General features: G+C 67.1%; 19 protein-coding genes, 4 tRNA genes and 2 pseudogenes. 6 read left to right on the forward strand and 19 right to left on the reverse strand.

Features of this window, described 5'->3' with window-relative positions; all coding sequences use genetic code 11:
* Window positions 1–4 precede the first annotated feature (4 nt).
* From lipA to QT17_RS14500, 5 genes are all read right to left on the reverse strand, one after another.
* Window positions 5–976: a lipoyl synthase gene (gene lipA / locus QT17_RS09580; RefSeq protein WP_039459506.1), complete on the reverse strand. Its 972-nt coding sequence runs from the start codon at window positions 974–976 to the stop codon at window positions 5–7.
* Complete coding sequence (gene lipB, locus QT17_RS09585; protein ID WP_152607372.1) at window positions 960–1625, reverse strand: lipoyl(octanoyl) transferase LipB; 666 nt, start codon at window positions 1623–1625, stop codon at window positions 960–962. Before lipB ends, lipA begins: the two co-directional genes overlap by 17 nt.
* A gap of 50 nt (window positions 1626–1675) precedes the next feature.
* Entirely contained in the window at window positions 1676–2497 is an 822-nt protein-coding gene (locus QT17_RS09590; protein WP_039459507.1) for an SDR family NAD(P)-dependent oxidoreductase, read from the reverse strand.
* Window positions 2487–3002, reverse strand: coding sequence for a hypothetical protein (locus tag QT17_RS14495; RefSeq protein ID WP_015716433.1), 516 nt, complete (start codon window positions 3000–3002; stop codon window positions 2487–2489). The genes QT17_RS09590 and QT17_RS14495 overlap by 11 nt, the downstream gene beginning before the upstream one ends.
* A gap of 64 nt (window positions 3003–3066) precedes the next feature.
* Window positions 3067–3576 carry a transposase family protein gene (locus QT17_RS14500; RefSeq protein WP_235283877.1) on the reverse strand — a complete coding sequence of 170 codons (510 nt, stop codon included), beginning with the start codon at window positions 3574–3576 and terminating at the stop codon, window positions 3067–3069.
* A 205-nt stretch (window positions 3577–3781) separates the two neighbouring features.
* Between QT17_RS14500 and QT17_RS09605 the strand changes: the two are divergent.
* Window positions 3782–4929 (forward strand): annotated as a pseudogene (locus QT17_RS09605) (alpha-hydroxy-acid oxidizing protein).
* Window positions 4930–4972: 43 nt separating this feature from the next.
* Here QT17_RS09605 and rplI read toward each other — a convergent pair.
* The 7 genes from rplI to QT17_RS09640 form a co-directional block, all read right to left on the reverse strand.
* Entirely contained in the window at window positions 4973–5416 is a 444-nt protein-coding gene (rplI, locus tag QT17_RS09610) for a 50S ribosomal protein L9 (protein WP_039459510.1), read from the reverse strand.
* Window positions 5417–5425: 9 nt separating this feature from the next.
* Complete coding sequence (rpsR, locus tag QT17_RS09615; RefSeq protein ID WP_039459511.1) at window positions 5426–5695, reverse strand: 30S ribosomal protein S18; 270 nt, start codon at window positions 5693–5695, stop codon at window positions 5426–5428.
* Complete coding sequence (locus QT17_RS09620) at window positions 5692–6492, reverse strand: single-stranded DNA-binding protein (RefSeq protein WP_039459514.1); 801 nt, start codon at window positions 6490–6492, stop codon at window positions 5692–5694. The genes rpsR and QT17_RS09620 overlap by 4 nt, the downstream gene beginning before the upstream one ends.
* Window positions 6493–6501: 9 nt before the next feature.
* Window positions 6502–6807, reverse strand: a complete 306-nt coding sequence (gene rpsF / locus QT17_RS09625) for a 30S ribosomal protein S6 (RefSeq protein ID WP_039459705.1) — start codon at window positions 6805–6807, stop codon at window positions 6502–6504.
* A gap of 97 nt (window positions 6808–6904) precedes the next feature.
* Window positions 6905–6980: transfer RNA gene (locus QT17_RS09630), tRNA-Asn, on the reverse strand.
* 40 nt (window positions 6981–7020) lie between these two features.
* Window positions 7021–9021, reverse strand: coding sequence for an excinuclease ABC subunit UvrB (uvrB, locus tag QT17_RS09635; protein WP_039459517.1), 2001 nt, complete (start codon window positions 9019–9021; stop codon window positions 7021–7023).
* Window positions 9022–9085: 64 nt separating this feature from the next.
* Window positions 9086–11944 (reverse strand): S-layer homology domain-containing protein, encoded by a 2859-nt coding sequence (locus QT17_RS09640; protein WP_039459521.1) that lies wholly within the window; start codon window positions 11942–11944, stop codon window positions 9086–9088.
* 481 nt (window positions 11945–12425) lie between these two features.
* Between QT17_RS09640 and glmS the strand changes: the two genes are divergently transcribed.
* The gene (glmS, locus tag QT17_RS09645) at window positions 12426–14240 is read left to right on the forward strand and encodes a glutamine--fructose-6-phosphate transaminase (isomerizing) (protein ID WP_039459524.1); all 1815 of its coding nucleotides are present in this window, start codon (window positions 12426–12428) and stop codon (window positions 14238–14240) included.
* A 1-nt stretch (window position 14241) separates the two neighbouring features.
* Here glmS and QT17_RS09650 read toward each other — a convergent pair.
* Window positions 14242–15222, reverse strand: a pseudogene (locus tag QT17_RS09650) (HD-GYP domain-containing protein); the annotation flags it as partial.
* 43 nt (window positions 15223–15265) lie between these two features.
* Here QT17_RS09650 and QT17_RS14765 point away from each other — a divergent pair.
* The gene (locus QT17_RS14765) at window positions 15266–15820 is read left to right on the forward strand and encodes a transposase family protein (RefSeq protein WP_014629763.1); all 555 of its coding nucleotides are present in this window, start codon (window positions 15266–15268) and stop codon (window positions 15818–15820) included.
* A gap of 20 nt (window positions 15821–15840) precedes the next feature.
* Window positions 15841–16356: a hypothetical protein gene (locus QT17_RS14510; protein WP_015716433.1), complete on the forward strand. Its 516-nt coding sequence runs from the start codon at window positions 15841–15843 to the stop codon at window positions 16354–16356.
* Here the strand turns inward: QT17_RS14510 and QT17_RS09665 are convergent.
* From QT17_RS09665 to QT17_RS09690, 6 genes are all read right to left on the reverse strand, one after another.
* Window positions 16344–16976, reverse strand: a complete 633-nt coding sequence (locus QT17_RS09665) for a GAF domain-containing protein (RefSeq protein WP_369792387.1) — start codon at window positions 16974–16976, stop codon at window positions 16344–16346. The genes QT17_RS14510 and QT17_RS09665 overlap by 13 nt on opposite strands.
* Window positions 16973–18190: a DUF4127 family protein gene (locus tag QT17_RS09670; RefSeq protein WP_039459527.1), complete on the reverse strand. Its 1218-nt coding sequence runs from the start codon at window positions 18188–18190 to the stop codon at window positions 16973–16975. The genes QT17_RS09665 and QT17_RS09670 overlap by 4 nt, the downstream gene beginning before the upstream one ends.
* 6 nt (window positions 18191–18196) lie before the next feature.
* Window positions 18197–19189 (reverse strand): thioredoxin-disulfide reductase, encoded by a 993-nt coding sequence (trxB, locus tag QT17_RS09675; protein ID WP_039459528.1) that lies wholly within the window; start codon window positions 19187–19189, stop codon window positions 18197–18199.
* A 119-nt stretch (window positions 19190–19308) separates the two neighbouring features.
* Window positions 19309–19384 (reverse strand) — tRNA-Glu (locus QT17_RS09680).
* Window positions 19385–19405: 21 nt separating this feature from the next.
* Window positions 19406–19480: transfer RNA gene (locus QT17_RS09685), tRNA-Glu, on the reverse strand.
* A 7-nt stretch (window positions 19481–19487) separates the two neighbouring features.
* Window positions 19488–19561 (reverse strand) — tRNA-Gln (locus tag QT17_RS09690).
* Window positions 19562–19635: 74 nt separating this feature from the next.
* On the opposite strand from QT17_RS09690, the gene QT17_RS09695 reads away from it, so the two are divergent.
* Both QT17_RS09695 and QT17_RS14515 read left to right on the forward strand, forming a co-directional pair.
* Window positions 19636–20238: a hypothetical protein gene (locus QT17_RS09695; protein WP_039459530.1), complete on the forward strand. Its 603-nt coding sequence runs from the start codon at window positions 19636–19638 to the stop codon at window positions 20236–20238.
* Complete coding sequence (locus QT17_RS14515; RefSeq protein ID WP_235283879.1) at window positions 20235–21194, forward strand: hypothetical protein; 960 nt, start codon at window positions 20235–20237, stop codon at window positions 21192–21194. Before QT17_RS09695 ends, QT17_RS14515 begins: the two co-directional genes overlap by 4 nt.
* Window positions 21195–21369 lie beyond the last annotated feature (175 nt).

The following is a 21369-nucleotide window of genomic DNA, read 5'->3' on the forward strand; positions in this document are numbered from 1 at the left end:
GATTTTACCGGGAGGTGGCCTCGAGGAAGACCCGGTCCGCCCGGTAGGAGCTTCGCACCAAGGGCCCGGAAAAGACCTCCTTGAAGCCGAGCCCGTACCCCCAGGCCTCGTACTTCTTGAAGTCCTCGGGGGGCACGTAACGCTCCACGGGCAGGTGGGCCGGGGTGGGCCGCAGGTACTGGCCCAAGGTGAGGATGTCCACCCCCGCCGCCCGGAGGTCCCGCATGGCCTCCAAGATCTCCTCCTCCGTCTCCCCTAAGCCCAGCATCAGGCTGGACTTGGTGAGGACCTGGGGCCTGTACCGCTTGGCGTGGGCCAGGACCTTTAGGGTCTGATCGTACCCCGCCCGGGGGTCCCGCACCTTGGGGGTGAGGCGGCGCACCGTTTCCAGGTTCTGGGCGTAGACCTCAGGGCCCGCATCCAAAACCGTTTCCACCGCCTTCAGGTCCCCTTGGAAGTCGGGGGTGAGGGCCTCCACCAGGACCCCAGGCGCCCTCTCCTTGATGGCCCGGATGGTGGCGGCGAAGTGGGCGGCCCCCCCATCGGGCAGGTCGTCCCGGTCCACGCTGGTGAGGACCACATAGCGGATGCCGAGCCGGGCGATGGCCTCCGCCACCCGCCTGGGCTCCTCGAGGTCCACCAGGCCCCTGGGGTTCCCCGTGTGCACGGCGCAGAACTTGCAGGCCCGGGTGCAGATATCCCCCAGGATCATCACCGTGAGGGTGCCGTGGGTCCAGCACTCCCCCACGTTGGGGCATAGGGCCTCCTGGCACACGGTGTGAAGCCTCAGCTCCTCCACCGTGCGCTTCAGGGCTTGGTACTTGGCCCCCGTGGGCAAGGTGGCGCGAAGCCAAGCGGGCTTGTTCCGGTCCACGGGCTCGGGCCGGGCCTGGGCCAGGCCCCGCTTCACCACCTTGAGCTCCACCACCTCCCCCGAGGGGGCCAAAAGCTCCACCACCTCAAACTTGGGCTTCATGGCTCGCGTTCCTCTCCCACCTGGGCACCAGGCCGAACACCTCGGCGAAGGCCTCCACCACCTTGGCCTTGGCCTCCTCCATGGGCACCTTCCGCCGCAAAAGCCTTTCCAAGGAGGTGACCCCCTTACCCTTTAGGCCGCAGGGGACGATGACGCTGAAGTCGTTGAGGTCGGTGGAGACGTTCAGGGCGAAGCCGTGGAAGCTCACCCCCTCCTTCACCGCCACCCCGATGGCGCAAAGCTTATCCTCCCCCACCCAGACCCCGGCGTACCCGGGGGTGGGGTAGGCCGCGATGCCGTAGGCCCGGGCCACCCGGACGATAGCCTCCTCAATCTGCCGCAGGAAGCGGCGCACCTCCCGCCCCACGGGGAAGATGGGGTAGCCCACCAGCTGCCCTGGGCCGTGGTAGGTCACGTCCCCGCCCCGCTCCACCCAGTAGAGCTCAAAGCCGCTTTCCCGGTACCAACCCTCGGGAAAGAGGAGGTTCTCCCCCGTGGCCTTGCGGCCTAAGGTGATGACCCGGGGGTGCTCCAGGAGGAGGAGGGTGGGGGGACGCTTCCCCGCCACCACCTCCCGGTGCACCGCCTTCTGGTAGGCCCAGGCCTCCCCGTAAGGCACCAGGCCGAGGTCTTCCACCCGGAACTCCACGTCCCTAAGGATACCCCCGAAGCCCCCAAGGGCCCAAGGCCCAGGGCACACTACGAGAGGAAGCGGGCGATGAGGCGGTCCCGCCAGGGGGCGGGAAGGAGCCTCAAAAGAAGGGTTTCCCGGATGCGGGCCGGGTGGGCCACCAGGTAGCGGGCCTTGGGGTTCGGGCTCTCCAGGGCCTTCAGCACCGCCTCCGCCACCCTCTCGGGGGGAAGGCCCCTTTGGGCGTTCCTTTCCGCTAGCCGCCGGGCCACCTCCAGATAGCGGCCATAAACCCCTTCGGTGCCCGGGGGAGGGGGTTCCAGGTAGGCCTCGGCCCGCTTTAGGGAGCGCTCCCAGATGGGGGTGGCCACGGAGCCGGGCTCAATGAGGGAAACCCGGACGCCAAAAGGGGAAAGCTCCACCCTGAGGGCGTCCGCCAGGGCCTCGAGGGCGAACTTGCTGGCGGCGTAGGGCCCCATGAGGGGCAGGGCCACCAGGCCCGAGACCGAGCCCATGAGGACCACCCGCCCCCGGCTTTGGCGCAAGGAGGGCAAAAAGGCCTTCACCGTGGCGAAGGCCCCGAGGACGTTCACCTCCAGAGCCTCGCGAAAAGCAGCCACGGGCACAAGCTCCAAGGGCCCAGCCACCGCCACGCCGGCGTTGGCCAAGAGGCCATAGAGCCCCTCCTGCAAGGCCTCCCGGGCCCTCGCCAGGTCCTCCTCCCGGGTCACGTCCAGGAGAAGGGGGGTGATCCCCTCCGCCCTTAGGGCCTCCGCCTCCTCCTCCCGCCGCACCCCGCCGTAGACGCGATAGCCCCTTTGGCAAAGAAGCCTCGCCGTGGCCCGGCCGATGCCGCTTCCGCCCGGTGCAACTTGACCGCTATACCGCATAGAGCCCCAGGAAGCGCAGGGCGGAGAGGGGGTTGAAGGAGAAGGCCTCCAAGGCCGCCTTCTTCTCCCTGACCCCTTGGCGGTGAAGCATGGAGACCAGAAAGGCCCGGAGGGCCGCCAAGACCTGTGCCCCCACCCCCCGCACCTGGCAGGCATCCTCGTGGAGGAGAACGTCCCGTACCCAAAAGGACCGGTTCTCTACCTCCCACCGGTAAAGGAGAAGCTCCCCAAGCCGCCTCGCCTCCGCCACCTCCGGCCCCAAGCTGGTGAGGGCGTAGCTCACCGTCCGCCGCACCTCCCCCGTCCCCTTGTGCCTCACCTCCCGCTCCATCCGCACCACCTGCCTGGCCCCAGGGAAGGCCCGCACCTCTTCCGGCAGGTAGGGGGAAGCCCAAACCCGGTAGGTCCACACCTCCCCATCCCGCACCAGATTCCACACCGCCTCGGTCTCGCCAGGAAGCCGCCTCTCCTCCATGCCCTTGAACACCTCCAAGGCCCACTCCAAAAGTTCCCCCTGGTTAGCCTTCAGGACAAAGAGGTACGCCCCCCTTTTTGCACCACCTTCCCCGCTAACTCCGGGTACAGGTACCCCGCGTCCCCCACCACCACCTTCCCCTTGAGCCCCTCCGCCCCCAGGCGGTCCAGGAGCTCCAAAAGGGCTTGGTCCTCCCTCCCCTCCGCCCGGGCTGGGCCAGGGTGGTATGGAGGTGCAGGGCCAGGACCTCCACCAGCTTCACCTGGGCGCTTTTCCCCTTGCCGCTTCCCCGCAGGTGCTTCCCGTCTACCACCAGGACTTCCCCAAGGTCGGCTTCGGGGAAGACCTGGAGGAGGGCCGCTTGGAGCTTTTCAGGATCCAGGCGGTGAAGGAGAAGGGTGATGGCGGTGTGGCCTGGGGCCTTGCGCAGGCCCAGGTGGGGCAAGAGGTGGGGGTTGGCGCGGGCGAAGCGTTCCACGCCCCTCAGGGAGTCCACGCGGGAAAGAAAAGCCACCAGGATGAGGGCCAGGAGGCCCCAAAGGGGGTACTGCCGGTTGCGGGCCCGGGGGTCGGGGATCTGGGACAGGGCTTCGCGCAGGGTCATGCCCCCTCTTTACTCCAGGAGCCGCATATAGGTCAAGTCTGCGCCCCGGTGATGAGCACTTGCCTTCCATTGGACGGAGTATAATCCGGGCAAACCCATGTGGGGAAGAAGCGTGCAACAGGCCATCTACCTGCGGGGCTTCCTGGGGGAAAGGCCGCCTTTGCCCCTGCACCCCGAGGCCCTGGAGGAGGCGGCGAAAAAGCGCATGTCCCCCGAGGCCTTCGCCTACGTGGCGGGCGGGGCGGGCGCGGAGGCCACCATGGTGCAAAACCGAAAGGCCTTCACCGAGATCGCCCTCTGGCCCAGGATGCTCCGGGGGGTCCCGCCCCCGGACCTCAAAACCATCCTTTGGCACAAGACCTGGTCCGCCCCCCTCTTCCTCGCCCCCATCGGCGTTTTGGAACTCGCCCACCCCCAGGCGGAGCTGGCGGCGGCACGGGCCGCGGCCCGGAGGGGAATCCCCCTCATGGTCTCCAACCAGGCCTCCCACCCTTGGAGCGGGTGGTGGAAGCCGCCAAAGGGGTGAACCCCGAGGCCCTGGTCTTCTTCCAGCTCTACCACTCCACCGACCCCCGGGTGGTGGAAAGCTTCCTCCGGCGGGCGGAGCAAGCAGGGTGCGCCGGGGTGGTCCTCACCGTGGACACGGTGCAGCTCGGCTGGCGCCCTAGGGACCTCGCCCTAGGCCACCTCCCCTTCCTCAAGGGGCAGGGCCTGGCCATCTACCTCACCGACCCCGCCTTCCTAAGGGCCTTGGAAGAACCCCTGGAGGGGCCTGCCCTGCGCCCCAGGCCCACCTTGGCCCTCCTCAAGAACCTCCTCGCCCTCCGGCGGACGGGGAGGCGCTTCGGCCTAAGCCTCACCCAGATGCAAAAGGCGGTGCGCCGCTTCGTGGCCACCTACTCCTTCCCCGAGCTCTCCTGGGAGGAGGTGCGCCGGGTGCGGGAGGCCACTTCCCTTCCCCTCCTCCTCAAGGGCCTCCTCCACCCCGAGGACGTGGCCAAGGCGGTGGCCCTCGGGGTGGACGGGGTCTACGTCTCAAACCACGGAGGGCGGCAGGTGGACGGGAGCATAGCCGCCCTAAAGGCCCTTCCCCTGGCGGTGGAAGCGGCCGAGGGCAAGGTCCCCGTTCTGATGGATAGCGGCGTCCGCACCGGGGCGGACGCGGTCAAAGCCCTGGCCCTGGGGGCCAAGGCGGTGGGGCTGGGGCGGCCCTACGTCTACGCCCTGGCCCTGAAGGGGGAGGAAGGGGTGGGGGCCCTCTTGGACCACTTCCTGGCGGAGGTGGAGCTCACCTTGGCCCTCATGGGGGTGGCCCGCCTCGAGGAGCTCGGCCCAGCCTGGCTACAAAGCTAAAGGGCGGGGCTTCCCCCGCCCTGCGGCCTGCCGGGCTTCGCCCCTACTGGGCCACCACGCTCACCTTGAGCTGGATGGGCACCTCGGGGTGGGGCTTGTAGGTGAGGACATACTCCCCGAGTTCCTTGATGGGCCGCTCCAGGGCGAGGCGCTTGGGGTCAATGGTGATGCCGTGCTGGCGGGCCAGGGCCTCGGCGATGTCCTTGGCGGTCACGGAGCCGTAGATCTTGTTCTCCCCCGCCCGCACCGGGATGGTGAGGGTGAGGTTTTCCAGGATCTCCTTAAGCCGCTCCGCTTCCGCCTTGCGCTCCGCCAGGCGCTTGGCCTGGGCGCGGATCTTGGCCTCCAGGGCCTTCAGGTTGCTCTCCGTGGCCAAGACCGCCAGGCCCCGGGGAAGGAGGTAGTTCTTGGCGTAGCCGGGCTTGACGTTCACCACCTGGCCCACGTCGCCCAGGTTCTCCAGGGGTTCCAGCAGGATGACCTTCATCTCCACCCCCTACTTGCGCACCAGCTTCTCCGTGAAGGGAAGAAGCCCCAGGATCCTGGCCCGCTTGATGGTCTTGGCCAGGATCCGCTGCTCCTTGGCGGAAAGCCCCGTGCGGCGGCGGGGAAGGATCTTCCCCGTCTCCGACAGGAACCGCTTCAGAACCTCCACGTTCCGGTAGTCCTTCAGGTCAAACTCTCCCAGGGTGGCCTTCACCTTGGCCTTCCGGGAGGGGCGCCGCTGCGCCTCCTTCTTGGTGGGTTTAGCGTTCTTCGTGCTCAAAACGGCAGATCCTCCTCCGGCGGGAAGTCCTCGAGTCCCTCGTCAATGTCCACCCCACCCGTCTGGACCGGTTGGGGCCTGCTTCCGCCGGTCTGGGCAGGCCCACGGGTGGGTCGCTCCAAGCGGAGGGCTTCCACGCGGGTCTGGAAGCGCCTTTCCCCGCTGGAGCTCGTCCAGGAGTCGTTCACCAAACGGCCGATCACCAAAAGCCCGTCGCCCTTCCTGAGCTCCCCGGCCCACTCGGCCAGTTCGCGCCAGGCCTGAACCTCTATGAAATGGGTTTTTTCCTCCTCGGCCCCCGGCCCCCGGCGGCGCTCGTTCACCGCCAGGCCCAGCCGGGCCACCGCCGTCCCCTGGGGGGTGTAGCGGAGCTCGGCGTCGCGGGTGAGGTTGCCCATGAGGACCACCTGGTTCAGGGCGTGGCGGAGCCTGGGCTGGTTGCGGGCGTCCTCCTGGGTTTCCCGCCCGCGGGCGTCCAAGGGGTCAATGAAGTCGGCCCGCACCTGGAGCTCGCTCCGCTTCTCCCCGTCCCGCTCCCACTGGCGGTATTCCAGCCTTCCCTCCACGAAGAGGAGCTGGCCCTTCTCCAAAACATCCCCCCACATCTCCGCCTGGCGGCCCAGAAGCCGCACCCGGTGGTACCAGGGGAGTTCCCGCTCCTGGCCGGACTCGTCCCAAAGGGTGTCCTGCCCGGCCAGGTTGAGCTCCAGGATGGCGAGCCCCCCCGGGGTGTAGCGCATGTCGGGCCGGGAGGTGAGGGAGCCGATGAGGTATACGCGGTTCAGGCCTCTTGCCATGTCAAAAGTTTACGCCTTGCTAAGGAGGGGCTCCTGGGCCTTAACCACCATGACCCGGCGCACGTTGTCGCGGATGCGGAGTTCCCGGGCTAGGTCGTTCACCCGGTCCTCGGGCATCTCCACCTGGTAGAAGAGGAAATACCCTTGGGGGTCCTTGGCGATGGGGTAGGCCAGGCGCCGCACCCCCCATTCCTCCACCTTCAGCACCTGCGCCCCAAAGGCCTCGAGGGCCCTCCCGATGATCTCCTTCTCCAGGGCGAGCTGGCTTTGGTCCAGGCTGGGGTTAAGGATGATGTTCACCTCGTACCTGCGCATCTTCACCTCCTTTCCGGGCCCGGCAGGCCGCACGAGGGAAGATTATACCCCCTCCTCTCCCCAAATAAAAGACCCAGGGGGCCCGAAGGCCCCCACCTGGCTCCGCGGGCAGGACTCGAACCTGCGACCAACCGGTTAACAGCCGGCCGCTCTACCAGCTGAGCTACCGCGGACCGGCCGCAAGGAGCACTATACCAGGCTCCCCCCTAAGCGTCAAGGGCGCCGCCTACGCCGCTTTTTCCCCGGCACCGGCTCAGGGGTCCTGAGGCCCTGGAGGCGGGCCTCGAGGGCCCGAAGCTCATCCCTAAGCCGGGCCGCCCGCTCAAAGTCCAGGCTCTCCGCCGCCTGCCACATGGCGAGCTCCAGCTCGGCGATGCGCTCCTTAAGGTCCTCCGCCGGAAGCCCTTCCTCCAGGGGGGCCTCCTCGTACCCCTCGGGGCGGATCACCGCCCGCACCTCCTTCCGCACCGTTTGGGGCACGATGCCGTGCTCCCGGTTGTAGGCCTCCTGGATGGCCCGCCTGCGGTTGGTCTCGGCGATGGCCCTTTCCATGGCCTCGGACACCTGGTCGGCGTAGAGCCAGACCTCCCCTCGGGCGTTCCGCGCCGCCCGGCCGATGGTCTGGATGAGGCTTCGCTCGCTCCTTAGGAAGCCCGTCTTGTCGGCGTCCAGGATGGCCACCAAGGAGACCTCGGGGATATCCAGCCCCTCCCTCAGAAGGTTGATCCCCACCAGGCAGTCGTAGTGGCCTAGCCGGAGGTCGCGGACCAGGGCCTGGCGCTCAAAGGCGTCCAGCTCGTGGTGGAGGTAGCGGGCGCGGATGCCGTGCTCCACCAGAAAGCTCGTGAGCTCCTCCGCCATGCGCACCGTGAGCACCGTGACCAGGGTGCGCTCGCCCCTTTGCGCCCGTTCCCGGATGCCCTCCATGAGGTCCAGGATCTGGTTCTCCGTGGGCTTCACCACCACCAAGGGGTCCAGGAGCCCCGTGGGACGGATGATCTGCTCCACCACGCGGCCCGAATGTTCTAGCTCAAAGGGCCCCGGGGTGGCGGAGACGAAAACCACCTGGGAAACCCGTTCCAAGAACTCCTCAAAGCGCAAGGGGCGGTTGTCCAGGGCGCTGGGCAGGCGGAAGCCGTAGTCCACCAGGGTTTTCTTGCGGGCGTAGTCCCCCCGGTACATGCCCTGGAGCTGGGGCACGGTGACGTGGGACTCGTCCAGGAAGACCAGAAAGTCCTCGGGGAAGTAGTCCAAAAGGGTGTAAGGGGGCTCCCCCGGGGCCTTGCCCGTGAAGTAGCGGGCGTAGTTCTCCACCCCCGGGCAGGTGCCCATGACCCGGAGCATCTCCAGGTCGTAAAGGGTGCGCTCCTTGAGGCGCTGGGCGTAGAGGGGCTCTCCCCGCTCCTCAAAGTAGCGGACCCTTTCCCAGAGCTCCTTTTCTATTTCCTTCAGGATCTCCTCGAGGCCCTCCGGGGAGAGGTAGTGGGTGGCGGGGAAAAGCACGAAGCCGGGAAGATCCCGAAGCCTTTCCCCGGTGACGGGGTGGACCTGGCTGATGCGCTCCACCTCGTCGCCCCATAGCTCCACCCGGATGGGCTCGGTGTCATAGGCGGGGAAGATCTCCAGGATCTCCCCCTTGGCCCGAAAGCGCCCGGGGGCAAGGTCTATATCGTTCCGCTGGTAGCCCAGCTCTAAGAGGCGCTCCAAGAGCGCCTCCCGCGGGTAGACCGCCCCCCGCTCCACCACCAGGTTCCGCGCCCGGTACTCCCTGGGATCCCCCAGGCCGTAAATGGCGGAAACCGAGGCCACCACGATCACGTCCCGCCGGGTGAGGAGGCTTCGGGTGGTGGAGTGCCTTAAGCGCTCAATCTCGGGGTTGATGCTGGCGTCCTTCTCTATGTAGAGGTCCTTCCCCGGCACGTAGGCCTCGGGCTGGTAGTAGTCGTAGTAGCTGATGAAGTACTCCACGGCGTTCTCCGGGAAAAGCTCCCGGAACTCCGCGGCGAGCTGCGCCGCCAGGATCTTGTTGGGGGCGAGGACCAAGGCGGGGCGGCCCAGGGCCTCTATGACCTTGGCCATGGTCACCGTCTTCCCCGTGCCCGTGGCCCCGAGGAGGGTCAGGTAGCGCTCTCCATCTCTTAAAGCTGCCACCAGCTCCCCGATGGCCTTGGGCTGGTCCCCCTTGGGTTCGGGACCCCGGTAGCGGAAGGTCATCCCCTTAGTTTAGGGCAAAGGAAAACCCCCCGCCCAGGGGCGGGGGGAAGGGCCCAAGGAGCCCTTAGAACTTCACGGTGTAGCTCACACGGAAGGCCTTGGCCACGGTGTCCACCGTGCCCCCGAAGGGGGAGTTGGCCTGGCCCTGGCGGAGGCGGAAGTAACCGCCCGCCACAGAGAGGTCGTAGTACTTAAGCTCCCCGTAGAGGCCTTCCACAGAGCCCGAGTTGCTGCCGAAGGAAGCCGTGGGAGCACCCGTGCCACCCGGGCTGGCGAAGAGGCGGTCGCGGTCGTAGGAGAAGGCGTTCTCCCCAGCGCCCACGGTGATGAGACCCCCCGCACCCTGGGCCACGTTCCAAGCCCCGTAGATGGCCCCCGCCACGGTGAAGCTGAGGCCAGGAGCGAAGAGCTCATTCAGGGTGAGCCCAGCCCGGCCGTAGACCTCGCCCGCGCGGGCACCGCCGCCAAAGCGGGTGGAGCGGTAAGCAGCGTCGGCGCTCAAGCTTGGCTTGAAGGGCAGGGCCAAGGGGTCGGTGCTGAGCCGCACGCCCGCCTTAAGGGCGCTGTAGTCCAGGTTGCCGCCGCCAGTACCATCGTCAAAGTAGTGGAAGCGGACCCCAGGCTGAGCCTTGATGGGGCCAAGGGCCATGGGCTGGGCGAAGAAGGCGGCCACCTGGAAGTCGTTGTGGTTGCTCACGGTGAAGCGGGTGTACTGGGCCACCACGGAAAGCCCCTTGATCAGGGCATCCTCGGCGTCGGCCTTGTGCTCCAAGCGGGCGCCGAAGCTGGAGGAGTAGCGCTGGGTAGGGTTGTTGAGGAAGTAATCCGAGCCAGAATTCAAGAAGTCCCTCTGGGTACCGCCCGTGCAGCCGAAGGCGGTGGGGCTGGTGGCGTTGTCGCAAGCCCGGTTGAAGTAGCCCGTGAGGCTGAAGCCGCGGAAGAGGGAAACCTTGGCCGCAAGGCCGAAGGCGATGTCGTTGGTATTGGAGTTGGCAGCGTCGTTGTAGCCCCGGGCGCTGTCCAGGTAAGCCTCCACCCCCACCGGGCCCACGCTGGCCTTGGCCTCCACGCCGAAGCCCCGGGTGTCGTAGCCGTAGGGGACCGTGGAGATATTCTCGCCGTAGTAGTTGGCGTCCTCGTTCTCGGACATGCTGGCCTGGCCGTCGGCGTACTCGGTGTCCACGGCCCGGTAGTTGGCGGAGAGGTTCACGGAGCCCAGGTTCACCTCGGCCTCGCCGTAGTAGGCCCAGCTGGAGCGGTTCCTGTCAAAGTAGGCGGTGAAGGGTTCGCCGAGGCCCAGGGTCTTGGAGCTCACCCAGAGCCCGGAGAGCTTGGCAGGGCCAAGCTCCAGGCTGGCATCGGCCCCAATGGCGGAGCGGATACCCACGTTGAGGGCGTAGTTCAGGCCAAGGCTTGCGCCCTGGAGGGGCTTGAGCACCGTGCGAATGCCGAAGTAGTTGCCGTTGATGGCAGGCGCTGCGTCCGCCGGAGAGCCCGGCCCCGCCACACCCCCCACGAGGGTGACTTCAGGGCTAAAGGGCAGGTTGGTGCCCGAGAAGGTGGCCACCACGCCCTGGCGGTAGTGGGCAACACCGCCCTCGGCGTCGTTGGCGAAGAGGTAGTCGTTGAACTTGAACTTGCTCGCCACCCGGCTATAGGCCACGCTGAAGGGCTGGCCGTCCACCTCACCCTTCACGCTCACCGCATCCAGACGCACGGTAGGGGTAGGAACGAGGCTCGTGTCGTAGACCCGCACCCCAAAGGCGGCAGAAGCCTCGCTCACCGCCACACCGGTAGCGGCGGGAGTGTTGTTCTTCACCCCTAGGGTCAGCGTGGCATTCCCGCGGAAGAGGTTGTCAGCCCCTTCCTCCAAAGCAACCCTGCTAGAAGCGTAAGAGGCACTGCCGAACTGCCCCGTGGAGAAGACGCTCCCCGGGAAGAGACGGTCCCAGTCAAAGGCCGTGCTACCCTGGGTGAAGTACCGCAAGCCCGCCGTGGCGGTAAGGCTGCCGGAGATGGAGTACTGCACCTTGGAGAGTTCTTTGAGTTGCCCCTCGAGGCCGGAAACCCGCTCGGTGAGGGCCCCCACCTTCTCGGAAAGCCCCACCAGGTCAGAGCGGAGGGCGGCGGCGAACTCCTGGACAGCGGCCACGTCCTCCTTGGAGGCAAACTGTTCAACATCAGCCCCCTGGAGGTCGGCCAGGCCCTTCTCCAGGGCGGTGACCCGGTCCTGAAGGGCCAGCACGTCCTGGTTGAGGAGGACGGCGAGCTCGTTCAGGGCCTGGATGGCCTGGGCGTTGGCCTCCACCTGGGTTTGAAGGGCGGCCACGTCGCCCTTCACGCCCTCCACGTCCTTGGCCAAGGCGTCCAGTTGCTCGGCCAGCTGCTGGGCCTGGGCCAGGGCGGTGTCGGCGGCGATGGAGGCGGCCTCCACCCGGTCGGCCAGGTCCTGGAGGGCGGCCTGGTCCATGCCGGGCTCAGGGGCCGGCTGGGCCTTGAGCTCCTCAATCATGGCCTCGAGGCGGGCGATGTCCTCCTTGGTGGCGGCGCTGTCCTCGAGGGCGGAAACCCGCACGCCCAAGGCGGCGAGCTCAGCGGCGAGCTCCTGCACAGCGTTCTTCAGGGCCTCCAGGTCCTCGGAGGACATGGCCTCCATGGTGGGGGACTCGCCCTTGGTCTTCAGCTCCTCCTCAATCTGCTGCAGGAGGCGGTAGATGATGAGGGCGGCCTGGTAGCGGGTGAGCGTTTCGTTCCCCCGGTAGGTGCCGTCAGGGAAGCCCACGATGATGCCCTTGGCCGCTAGGCTCTCCACGGCCTCCTTGGCCCAGTGCCCAGCGGGCACGTCGGAGAACTGGGCCAGACCGAAGCCCATGGAGAGCACGGTCAAAAGCCCTGCCAGAAGTACCACTAGCCTTTTCTTCATATTCCCGTACACCCCCTTCAGGGTTTTCGGGGAAGGCGGGGCGGGCGAGTTTCCGCGTTTCCTCTCCGAACCGCCTTTCCCCTAGATGCAGGGCTTAAGCTCTAGAAGAGCCGGTTTTCCCCGCATCCGCAGGTATCATAAAAGCCTCACACAAACCCTGTCAAGCCCTGGCGCCTTTAGGTTTGCTATACTCCCGCGAAGGGAGGTGGGAGCCTGGCGTGAAATGGGTCTTGGGAAGGCGGGAAGCGCAGGGGGTTCGGAAGAACCTCACGAGGTGGCGGACCCCGCAAGGGGATTACCGGCAAGGGCCGGGAAAGATCGAGGGATCCGCGGATGCCGCCCGGGGTGTGCCCGCCCCGCCCGCCTGAGCAAAGCCTTCCGGGAAAGCCGCCCCCGTGAGGGGGGGACAACCGGGGGGCAGGGCGCAAGGAAGTCGCCTAGGGGGTAAACCAGCCCCTTTGCCCATAGGTTAAGGAGCCTCATGTGCGGCATCGTCGGCTACGTGGGTTTTAGAAACGCCACAGACATTCTGCTGGACGGCCTAAAGCGCCTGGAGTACCGGGGGTACGACTCCGCCGGGGTGGCGGTGAAGACGGAAGAAGGGCTTAAGGTGGCCAAGCGCTCGGGGAAGCTTTCCGCCCTCGAGGCCCTCCTGAAGGAGGAGCGCCTGGAAGGCCCCTTGGGCGTCGGCCACACCCGCTGGGCCACCCACGGGGCCCCCACCGACCCCAACGCCCACCCCCACACCACGGAGGACGGCAAAATCGCCGTGATCCATAACGGCATCATTGAGAACTACCTGGAGCTCAAGGAGGCCCTCCTGGCCCGGGGGCACCGCTTCGCCTCGGAAACGGATAGCGAGGTCCTGGCCCACCTCATTGAGGAGAAGTACCGGGGCGACCTCTTCCAGGCCCTGCGGGAAGCCTTGAAGGAGGTGCGGGGGGCCTACGCCGTGGTGGTGGCCCACAGCGACCACGAGGAGATCGTGGCCGCCCGCACGGTGAGCCCCCTGGTGGTGGGCCTGGGCGAAGGGGAGAACTTCCTGGCCTCGGACGTACCCGCCCTCCTCCCCTACACGCGCCGGGTCATCTTCCTCCACGACGGCGACCTGGTGCGCTTGACCCGGGAGGGGGTGGAGATCACCGACCTTTCCGGGAAAGCGGTGGCGCGGGAAGTGGTGGAGGTGGACTGGACCCTCGAGGCGGCGGAAAAGGGCGGCTTCCCCCACTACATGCTCAAGGAAATCTACGAGCAACCTTGGGTCCTGGAAAACACCCTGGGGGGGCGCCTTTGGGAGGAGGAAGGGGATGTGGAGCTCGGCCTCGCCCTGGACCCAAGGGAGGTGGAAAGGGTCCAGTTCCTCGCCTGCGGCACCGCCGCCTACGCTGGCTGGTACGGCAAGTACCTCATGGAAATCCTGGCCCGCCTCCCCGCCGAATGGGAGGTGGCGAGCGAGTACCGCTACCGCGACCCCGTGGTGGACGGGAAGACCCTGGCCATCGCCATCAGCCAGTCCGGGGAGACCATTGACACCCTGGAGGGCGTCCGCGAGGCCAAGGCCAAGGGGGCCCGCACCCTGGGGGTTATCAACGCCAAGGGCTCCAGCATCACCCGGGAGGTGGAGGAGGTGCTTTACATCCACGCTGGGCCCGAGATCGGCGTGGCCTCCACCAAGGCCTACACCGCTATGCTGGCGGCCATGGCCCTTTTGGCGGTGCGCTTTGGCCGGGGACGGGGCACCCTCTCCCGGGAGGCGGCCCAGGCCCTCATCCGGGAGATGCGCAAGCTCCCCCGCCTGGTGGAGGAGGCCCTGGAGAAGCGGCCCCTCGTGGCCCACATCGCCGAAAAGTACCACCAGGCCCAGGACTTCCTCTTCCTGGGCCGCCACGTGCAAGCCCCCACCGCCCACGAGGGGGCCTTAAAGCTCAAGGAGATCAGCTACATCCACGCCGAGGCCTACCCCGCCGGGGAGATGAAGCACGGCCCCATCGCCCTCATTGACGAGCACCTTCCCGTGGTGGTCCTGGCCACCCAGGGGCCCCTTTACGAGAAGACCCTCTCCAACATCCAAGAGGTACGGGCCCGGGGGGGCAGGGTGATCGCCGTGGCCACGGAAGGGGACGAGGAGATCAAGAAGCTCGTCCAGGACGTGATTTACGTACCCGAGGTCCACCCCCTCCTCGCCCCCATCGTGAGCGTGGTGCCCCTCCAGCTCCTCGCCTACGAGGTGGCGGTACTCCTGGGCCGGGACGTGGACCAGCCCCGGAACCTGGCCAAGAGCGTGACCGTGGAATAGTCTAGATTATCTCCACAAACTTCGCCACCACTTCCGGGTCCAGGCCCTTCCCCGCCTGGGCCCGAAGCTCTTCTAAAGCCTCCTCCTTGCTCCAGGCCCGCTTGTAGGGGCGTTCCGAGATAAGGGCATCGTAAACGTCCACCACGGCGAAGATGCGGGCCTCGAGGGGAATGGCCTCCCCCTTCAGGCCAAAGGGGTAACCCGAGCCGTCAAAGCGCTCGTGGTGGTAGAGGACCACGTTCAAAGCGGTCTGGGGCAAAAAGGGCAAGTTTCGCAAGATTTCCAAGCCCACCTCGGGGTGGGTTTTCACCACCTTCCACTCCCCCGTGGAAAGGGCGGTGGGCTTGCGCAGGATCTCGTCGGGCAAGGCCAGCTTGCCCAGGTCGTGGAAGTAGGCCCCCAGGCGGAGGCCCTCGAGGTCGGAAAACCCCAAAGCCTGGCCCAAGCGCAAGGAGAGCTCCGCCACCCGCTCCGTGTGCCCTTGGGTTTCCAGGTCCCGGTACTCCAGCACCCGGGAAAGGGCCCGCAGGGCCGCCTCACGGGTGCTCTTGAGGACCCGGAGGTGGAAAAGCCGCTCTAAAGCCTCCTCCAACCGCTTGGCCACCACCCGCAAAACCGCCTCGTCCTCCCGGCGGTGGGGCACCTTTTCCCCAAACGAGCCCAAGGCCAGCACCCCGTACCGCCGCCCTTCGGGTTTTAGGGGAACCAAGAGGGCTGAACGCAACCCCGCTTCTACATAGGGCCTCAGGGCCCCAGGAAAGGTGGCGTAATCCTCCACGTAAATGGGGCCTTCCCACAGCCGGGGGTGGCCCAGGAGCCCCTCGCCAAAGCGGATAGGATGCTCCACGTAAAGCCTGGAGAAACCCGAGGGGTAACGGCCCGCCATCACCGCCGGCCGCACCCGCCCCCCCTGGAAGAGGTAAAGGGCCCCCCCATGATATGGGGTTAGCCTTAGCAGGGTTTCCAGGGCCTCTTGCGCCATCCCAGACTTGACCTATATGCGGCTCCTGGAGTAAAGAGGGGGCATGACCCTGCGCGAAGCCCTGTCCCAGATCCCCGACCCCCGGGCCCGCAACCGGCAGTACCCCCTTTGGGGCCTCCTGGCCCTCATCCTGGTGGCTTTTCTTTCCCGCGTGGACTCCCTGAGGGGCGTGGAACGCTTCGCCCGCGCCAACCCCCACCTCTTGCCCCACCTGGGCCTGCGCAAGGCCCCAGGCCACACCGCCATCACCCTTCTCCTTCACCGCCTGGATCCTGAAAAGCTCCAAGCGGCCCTCCTCCAGGTCTTCCCCGAAGCCGACCTTGGGGAAGTCCTGGTGGTAGACGGGAAGCACCTGCGGGGAAGCGGCAAGGGGAAAAGCGCCCAGGTGAAGCTGGTGGAGGTCCTGGCCCTGCACCTCCATACCACCCTGGCCCAGGCCCGGGCGGAGGGGAGGGAGGACCAAGCCCTTTTGGAGCTCCTGGACCGCCTGGGGGCGGAGGGGCTCAAGGGGAAGGTGGTGGTGGGGGACGCGGGGTACCTGTACCCGGAGTTAGCGGGGAAGGTGGTGCAAAAAGGGGGGCGTACCTCTTTGTCCTGAAGGCTAACCAGGGGGAACTTTTGGAGTGGGCCTTGGAGGTGTTCAAGGGCATGGAGGAGAGGCGGCTTCCTGGCGAGACCGAGGCGGTGTGGAATCTGGTGCGGGATGGGGAGGTGTGGACCTACCGGGTTTGGGCTTCCCCCTACCTGCCGGAAGAGGTGCGGGCCTTCCCTGGGGCCAGGCAGGTGGTGCGGATGGAGCGGGAGGTGAGGCACAAGGGGACGGGGGAGGTGCGGCGGACGGTGAGCTACGCCCTCACCAGCTTGGGGCCGGAGGTGGCGGAGGCGAGGCGGCTTGGGGAGCTTCTCCTTTACCGGTGGGAGGTAGAGAACCGGTCCTTTTGGGTACGGGACGTTCTCCTCCACGAGGATGCCTGCCAGGTGCGGGGGGTGGGGGCACAGGTCTTGGCGGCCCTCCGGGCCTTTCTGGTCTCCATGCTTCACCGCCAAGGGGTCAGGGAGAAGAAGGCGGCCTTGGAGGCCTTCTCCTTCAACCCCCTCTCCGCCCTGCGCTTCCTGGGGCTCTATGCGGTATAGCGGTCAAGTCTGTGCGCCATCCCTAAAGGCTCGCGGGCGCTCTCCAGGGAAAGGGAAAGCTCCAAGAGCGCTCGGGTGCGCTCCGCCTCCTCCCGGGCTTTCTCCAAAGCCTCTATGCGGCCCAAGACCATCCCCGCCGCCTCCGCCAGGGCCTGAAGCCAGAACCGCTCCTCAGGGAGGATCTCCCCCACCCCCCCAGCGGTGTCCATGGAAAGCACTCCCAAGACCTTCCCCCGCGGATCCCGAAGGGGGACACCCAGGTAAACCCCAGGCTGCGGCTGGCCTGTTAGGAAAACCACCCGGGGATCTTGGGAAACATCAGGTACGAAAAGGGGCTCCCCGCTTTCCAACACCACCCAAGAAACCCCTTTACCACGGGGTAGGCGAAAGCCCACACGCTCCCGAGAAAGACCCTCCGCCGCCACCAGCTCCAAGGCGTCCTCCTCCGGGCGGTAGAGGAAAAGAAGGACCGAGACCGCCCGGGTTTGGGCCTTGGCCGCCTGCACCACCTGGCGGAAGACCTCCTCCCGCCGGTCTAAAGGTGCGAGGAGACGCCACGCGCGGACCAGGGCCTCCAGGCGTTTTAGCTCCAGCACCCCTGAGGCCATGACGCCCTTCACTCTACCAGGTGAACCGGGGAAGGCAGGGGGACGAGGCTTAACCGAGCCTCAGCCTCAAAGGAGCGGTGCCAGGGAAAAGCGAGGGCCTTAAGGTCTACCCGGTACCCTTCCCACGCCACGTAGGGCCAAAGGGAGGCCACCCCAAGCGCCTCCTCCCCCAAGGGCTCGGGAAAACGGCCCCGCACCCAAGGCCTCCCCACCTCCCCCCACCAGTAGGCGAAGTAGGCCTCGGCCAAGCGCTGAAGGCGCCCTTCCCGGTCCCTTAGAAAAAGCCCCCCTTGGGCCAGGGCGCTCCCCAGGTTGTTGGCCGGGGTGCCCCAAGCGGCGTAGGCGGCGAGCCGGCCGTAAAGCCCCAGGGCCTGGAGGTAGCCCATGAGCCCCGCATCCCCCCGGTTCACCCGGGAAAGGTCCGCCAAAGCCACGGGGTATTGGGCCATCAGGCGGAGGAGGTCTTGGGTGGCTCCTCTAGGGCTTTTGCCCCCGTAAACGTAAAGGACCAGGTCCGGAATATTCTCCAGGGCCACCTCCTCCGCCCCGGCGCTTCGCAAAAGCCTCCTTACCGTCTCCTCTAGGGGCAAGGCCTCATACGGGGTGGTGCGCTCCGCTAAGGCCGCTTCCTCGTGGACCACCGCCACCCTAAGCCCCGGGGAAAGGGCCCTAAGGAGGAGGACCTGCCCCGCCTCGTCCGCCCCCGGGCGGCTGGGGTAGGGCAGGGCCCGGGCCTCCTTGGGGGCGGGCGAACCCCTTAGGGCATCGTCCCATACCGCTTCCAGGTAAAGCCCCTTTAGCGCAGCCCACGGGGCAAGGGCGTGGAGCACCTTTAGGTTTCGCTCCCTCCGAGTGGCGTCCCAGCGGGGCACCACGCCGAAGAGGAAGACCTCCCCGCCATACCGCGCCTTCCAGGCCAAAAGGGGCCCAAGCCGGGCCAAAGCGTCCTCGGCGGGGAGGTCAAGGTGGCGGCTTTGCAGGAGCCCGCCATAGGCGAGGGCGTCCAGGCTGGCCACCAACCCCTTCCCCGGGGTGGAAAGAAGCCAGGCCCTAAGGAGGGGGAGGTCCGCCCCCTCCGGGCCTCGGTAAACCTCCCGGGGAGGACAGCGCACCCCCTCCCAGCCGCACGGGGCCCAGTTGGGCGGGCGGTCGTCCAGGGGGAGGTACAAAACCCCCGCCCCCAGGGCCAACCCCCAAAGGAGGGCGAGGAACCCAAGCCTAGCCACGCCTCCTTAAGGCTTGGCGGCTTCCTCGTGGGGTTTGGCTTCTTGTTCCGCCAGGTACTTCTCCGCGGTCATGGCCGCCCGGGTGCCCGCCCCCACGCTGGTGGTGAGCTGGCGGTAGATGGGGTCGGCCACGTCCCCGGCGGCGAAGATCCCCGGCACCGAGGTGTAGACCTCGTCCCGCACGGCCACGTAGCCATCGGGCCTGAGCTCCACCACCCCCTTAAGGAAGCCGGTGTTGGGCTCGTGGCCGATGAAGACGAAGACCCCGTCCGTGGGGTAGACGTACTCCTCTCCCGTCTTCAGGTTCTTGAGCCGCACCCCCGTCACCTGGTCCTCGCCCAGGATTTCCGTGACCACGTGGGAGAAGAGGAAGTGCATCTTGGGGTTTTGAAAGGCCCGGGCCTGGGCCAGCTTGTTGGCCCTAAGCTCATCCCGGCGGTGGACCAGGGTTACCTTGCGGGCGAACTTGGTGAGGAAAAGTCCCTCCTCCACGGCGGCGTCCCCGCCGCCCACCACCACCACCTCCTTGTCCCGGTAAAAGAAGCCGTCGCAGGTGGCGCAGGTGGAAACCCCCCGGCCGTAGAACTTGTCCTCGCCGGGAACGCCAAGCCGCCTGGGGTTAGCCCCGGTGGCCACGATCACCACCCGGGCGGGGTAGGTCCGCTCAAACCCCCGGACCAAGAAGCCGTCCTCCTGGGGCTCTATCCCCAGGACCTCGTCCATGACGATCCTGGCCCCGAACTTCTCCGCCTGCTGCACCATGCGGCTCGCCAGCTCGGGCCCGGAGATGCCCTCGGGGAAGCCCGGGTAGTTTTCCACCTCCTCCGTCTGGGCGATCTGCCCCCCGGGAAGGCCCTTTTCCACGATGATCGTCTTGAGGCCCGCCCGGCCCGCGTAGATGCCGGCGGTGAGGCCCGCCGGCCCCCCGCCCAGGATGACCACGTCGTAGCGCTCCTCCGTCGCCCCGCTCGCCGAGAGTCCTGCCAAGGAAAACTCCATCTTCCCCTCCTTCGTTTCCAGGCTACACCCCCACATACCTAGCGGGGGTATATGGCGAACCCAGTTTCGCGGAGCGTGCGCAAGGTGTCAAGGGATAAAAGGGCAATCCGAGCCGCTTCTGGTGACCCCAGGGGGATTCGAACCCCCGTCTCGGCCTTGAGAGGGCCGTGTCCTAGGCCTCTAGACGATGGGGCCATGCGCGGCTCGGACTGCTTCTGGTGACCCCAGGGGGATTCGAACCCCCGCCGCCGCCTTGAAAGGGCGGTGACCTAACCACTAGTCGATGGGGCCAAACGTTTGGCTGGGGTGCGTGGACTCGAACCACGACCGGCGGATCCAGAGTCCGCTGTCCTGCCGTTAGACGACACCCCAGCGGCGGGCGCCCGATCCCTCGGGCAGACGATATGGTACACTCTAAAGGGCGGATTGGCAAGCCCCTGATGCCTATGGAGGAAAGCCTTTTACAAATCCTGAGCCGCTATATCTCGCCCATGGCGGCGGAAAACCTCTTGCGCCGGGCCCTAGGCCCCAAAGCGCCCGCCACCCCCGGGGAGTGGGCGCGGTTCATAGAAGGGAGCCTTTGGCCCGAGCTTGGCCGCCTCCTTCCCTTTCGCGAGATGCCTCCCGAGCTGAAGGCGTTGGTGCGGGAGCTGAAGCAGCTTTCCCTCCAGGAGGCGGAAGGGGAAAGCGAGGAACCGGAGGAGGAAGAAGCCCTTCTGGAGGAGGCGGTGGACCTCGAGGACCCCGCCGCCCGGGAGCACCTGGCGAGGCGGCTCGCCCGCCTGGAGGGGGTTTTGGGGGTGGTGGTGGCCGGTAAGAGCGGCAAGGAGGAGCTTTTCGCCGGGGAGCCCATCCCTTTGGAGCTCGTCCACCGCCTCCTCACCCGTCAAGGCTACGGGGTTTTCTACGCCCTTCTCCAGGAAAACCTGGTGGCCCTTAGGCCCTTAGGCCTCGGGTACGTGGGCCTTCTGGCCCGCAAGGAAACCAACATCGGCCGCCTGCTCCACGCCCTGAGGCGGCTTGTACCCATCACGGAGGTAACTGGATGAAAGGATGGCTTCCCCTGGTTCTGGCCCTGGTCCTTCCGGCCCTAGCCGCGCCCTTGCCCCAGGCGTACGACCGCCTGGAGGAAGCCCTGGCCCAGGTGGGCCTCGCCAACCCCACCCAAGCCCTAGCGGCCCTAGACCGGGCGCAAAGCCTGTTGCGCCAGGAGGCGGAAGGCCTTCCCCCCGTGATCCGCGACGCCGTCTTGAACAACCTCGAGGGCCTGCGGCAGGCGGTGGTGCAGAGGAGCCGGGCGGACCTGGAAGCCCGCCTTCTCCTCGTTCGCCACCTCTTGGGCAAGGCGCTTTACGATGGGTTTTTCCAGGCGAACCCCTCGGAAAAGCCCGCCTACCTAAGCCGCCTGGCCCGGGCCACGGGCCTCCCCCCGTCCCTCGTCCAAGGGGTCCAGGGCTTAGGGGCCGAGGAAGCCAGGCGCCGCCTCGAGGCCTTTTTCCTCCAGGCCATGAGCGAGGACCTGGGTAAGGCCCTAGGGGCGGCCTCGAGGCCCGAGGCCTACCTGGCCTTGGCCCGGGCTTACGCCCGCTTTTTGGTGGTCCAGGATAGCCCGCAAAGCACCTTGAAGGCCCAGGACTTCATCCAGGCCTTGGCCAAGGTTTCCTCGGGGGAGGCCTTCCGCCCCGAGGTGGAACGGCTTCGGAACCAAGTGGCCGCCTGGCGCAAGGCCCTCCTGGCCCCGGCCCCCAAAGCCCAGGCCAGCCCCACGCCTGCCCCGGCCCCCGCCACATCCCCCACCGCCCCTGCGCCTTCCCCCACACCCACCGCACTCCCCAGTCCCTCCCAATCCGCCCCCACTCCCCCAGCGGACACAGCGCAGGCCAGCCCTCCTTCGGTGGAAACCTTCTACACCCCGCCCTGGATGGACCGGGCACGGCGGAGGCGGTGCGCCGCCAGGCCTACACTCTGGGCTACAACTACAACTTTGAACTGCTGGAAGCCCTAAACCAAGTGCAAGCGGAGGTGGGTCTCGCCATTGCCACTTTGGGGCGGGGAAACCTGGCGCAGGGAAGGTACCACCTGGACCGGGCGTTGTGGCAGTTCCGCGCCAACCTCGAGCCCGTCTTCGCCGTCATTGATCCCGCCCTTACGGACCAGGTTTCCCGCACCCTCGTGCACCT

The sequence above is a fragment of the Thermus sp. 2.9 genome, from assembly GCF_000794385.1.
In the GTDB taxonomy this organism is placed as follows: Bacteria; Deinococcota; Deinococci; order Deinococcales; family Thermaceae; genus Thermus; species Thermus thalpophilus.

Coding starts and splice junctions, on each gene's coding strand:
- lipA (WP_039459506.1), bottom strand. CDS start 976: ATGAAGCCCAAGTTTGAGGTGGTGGAGCTTTTGGCCCCCTCGGGGGAG.
- QT17_RS09590 (WP_039459507.1), bottom strand. CDS start 2,497: ATGCGGTATAGCGGTCAAGTTGCACCGGGCGGAAGCGGCATCGGCCGG.
- QT17_RS14500 (WP_235283877.1), bottom strand. CDS start 3,576: ATGACCCTGCGCGAAGCCCTGTCCCAGATCCCCGACCCCCGGGCCCGC.
- rplI (WP_039459510.1), bottom strand. CDS start 5,416: ATGAAGGTCATCCTGCTGGAACCCCTGGAGAACCTGGGCGACGTGGGC.
- QT17_RS09620 (WP_039459514.1), bottom strand. CDS start 6,492: ATGGCAAGAGGCCTGAACCGCGTATACCTCATCGGCTCCCTCACCTCC.
- rpsF (WP_039459705.1), bottom strand. CDS start 6,807: ATGCGCAGGTACGAGGTGAACATCATCCTTAACCCCAGCCTGGACCAA.
- uvrB (WP_039459517.1), bottom strand. CDS start 9,021: ATGACCTTCCGCTACCGGGGTCCCGAACCCAAGGGGGACCAGCCCAAG.
- QT17_RS09640 (WP_039459521.1), bottom strand. CDS start 11,944: ATGAAGAAAAGGCTAGTGGTACTTCTGGCAGGGCTTTTGACCGTGCTC.
- glmS (WP_039459524.1), top strand. CDS start 12,426: ATGTGCGGCATCGTCGGCTACGTGGGTTTTAGAAACGCCACAGACATT.
- QT17_RS14765 (WP_014629763.1), top strand. CDS start 15,266: ATGACCCTGCGCGAAGCCCTGTCCCAGATCCCCGACCCCCGGGCCCGC.
- trxB (WP_039459528.1), bottom strand. CDS start 19,189: ATGGAGTTTTCCTTGGCAGGACTCTCGGCGAGCGGGGCGACGGAGGAG.
- QT17_RS09695 (WP_039459530.1), top strand. CDS start 19,636: ATGGAGGAAAGCCTTTTACAAATCCTGAGCCGCTATATCTCGCCCATG.
- QT17_RS14515 (WP_235283879.1), top strand. CDS start 20,235: ATGAAAGGATGGCTTCCCCTGGTTCTGGCCCTGGTCCTTCCGGCCCTA.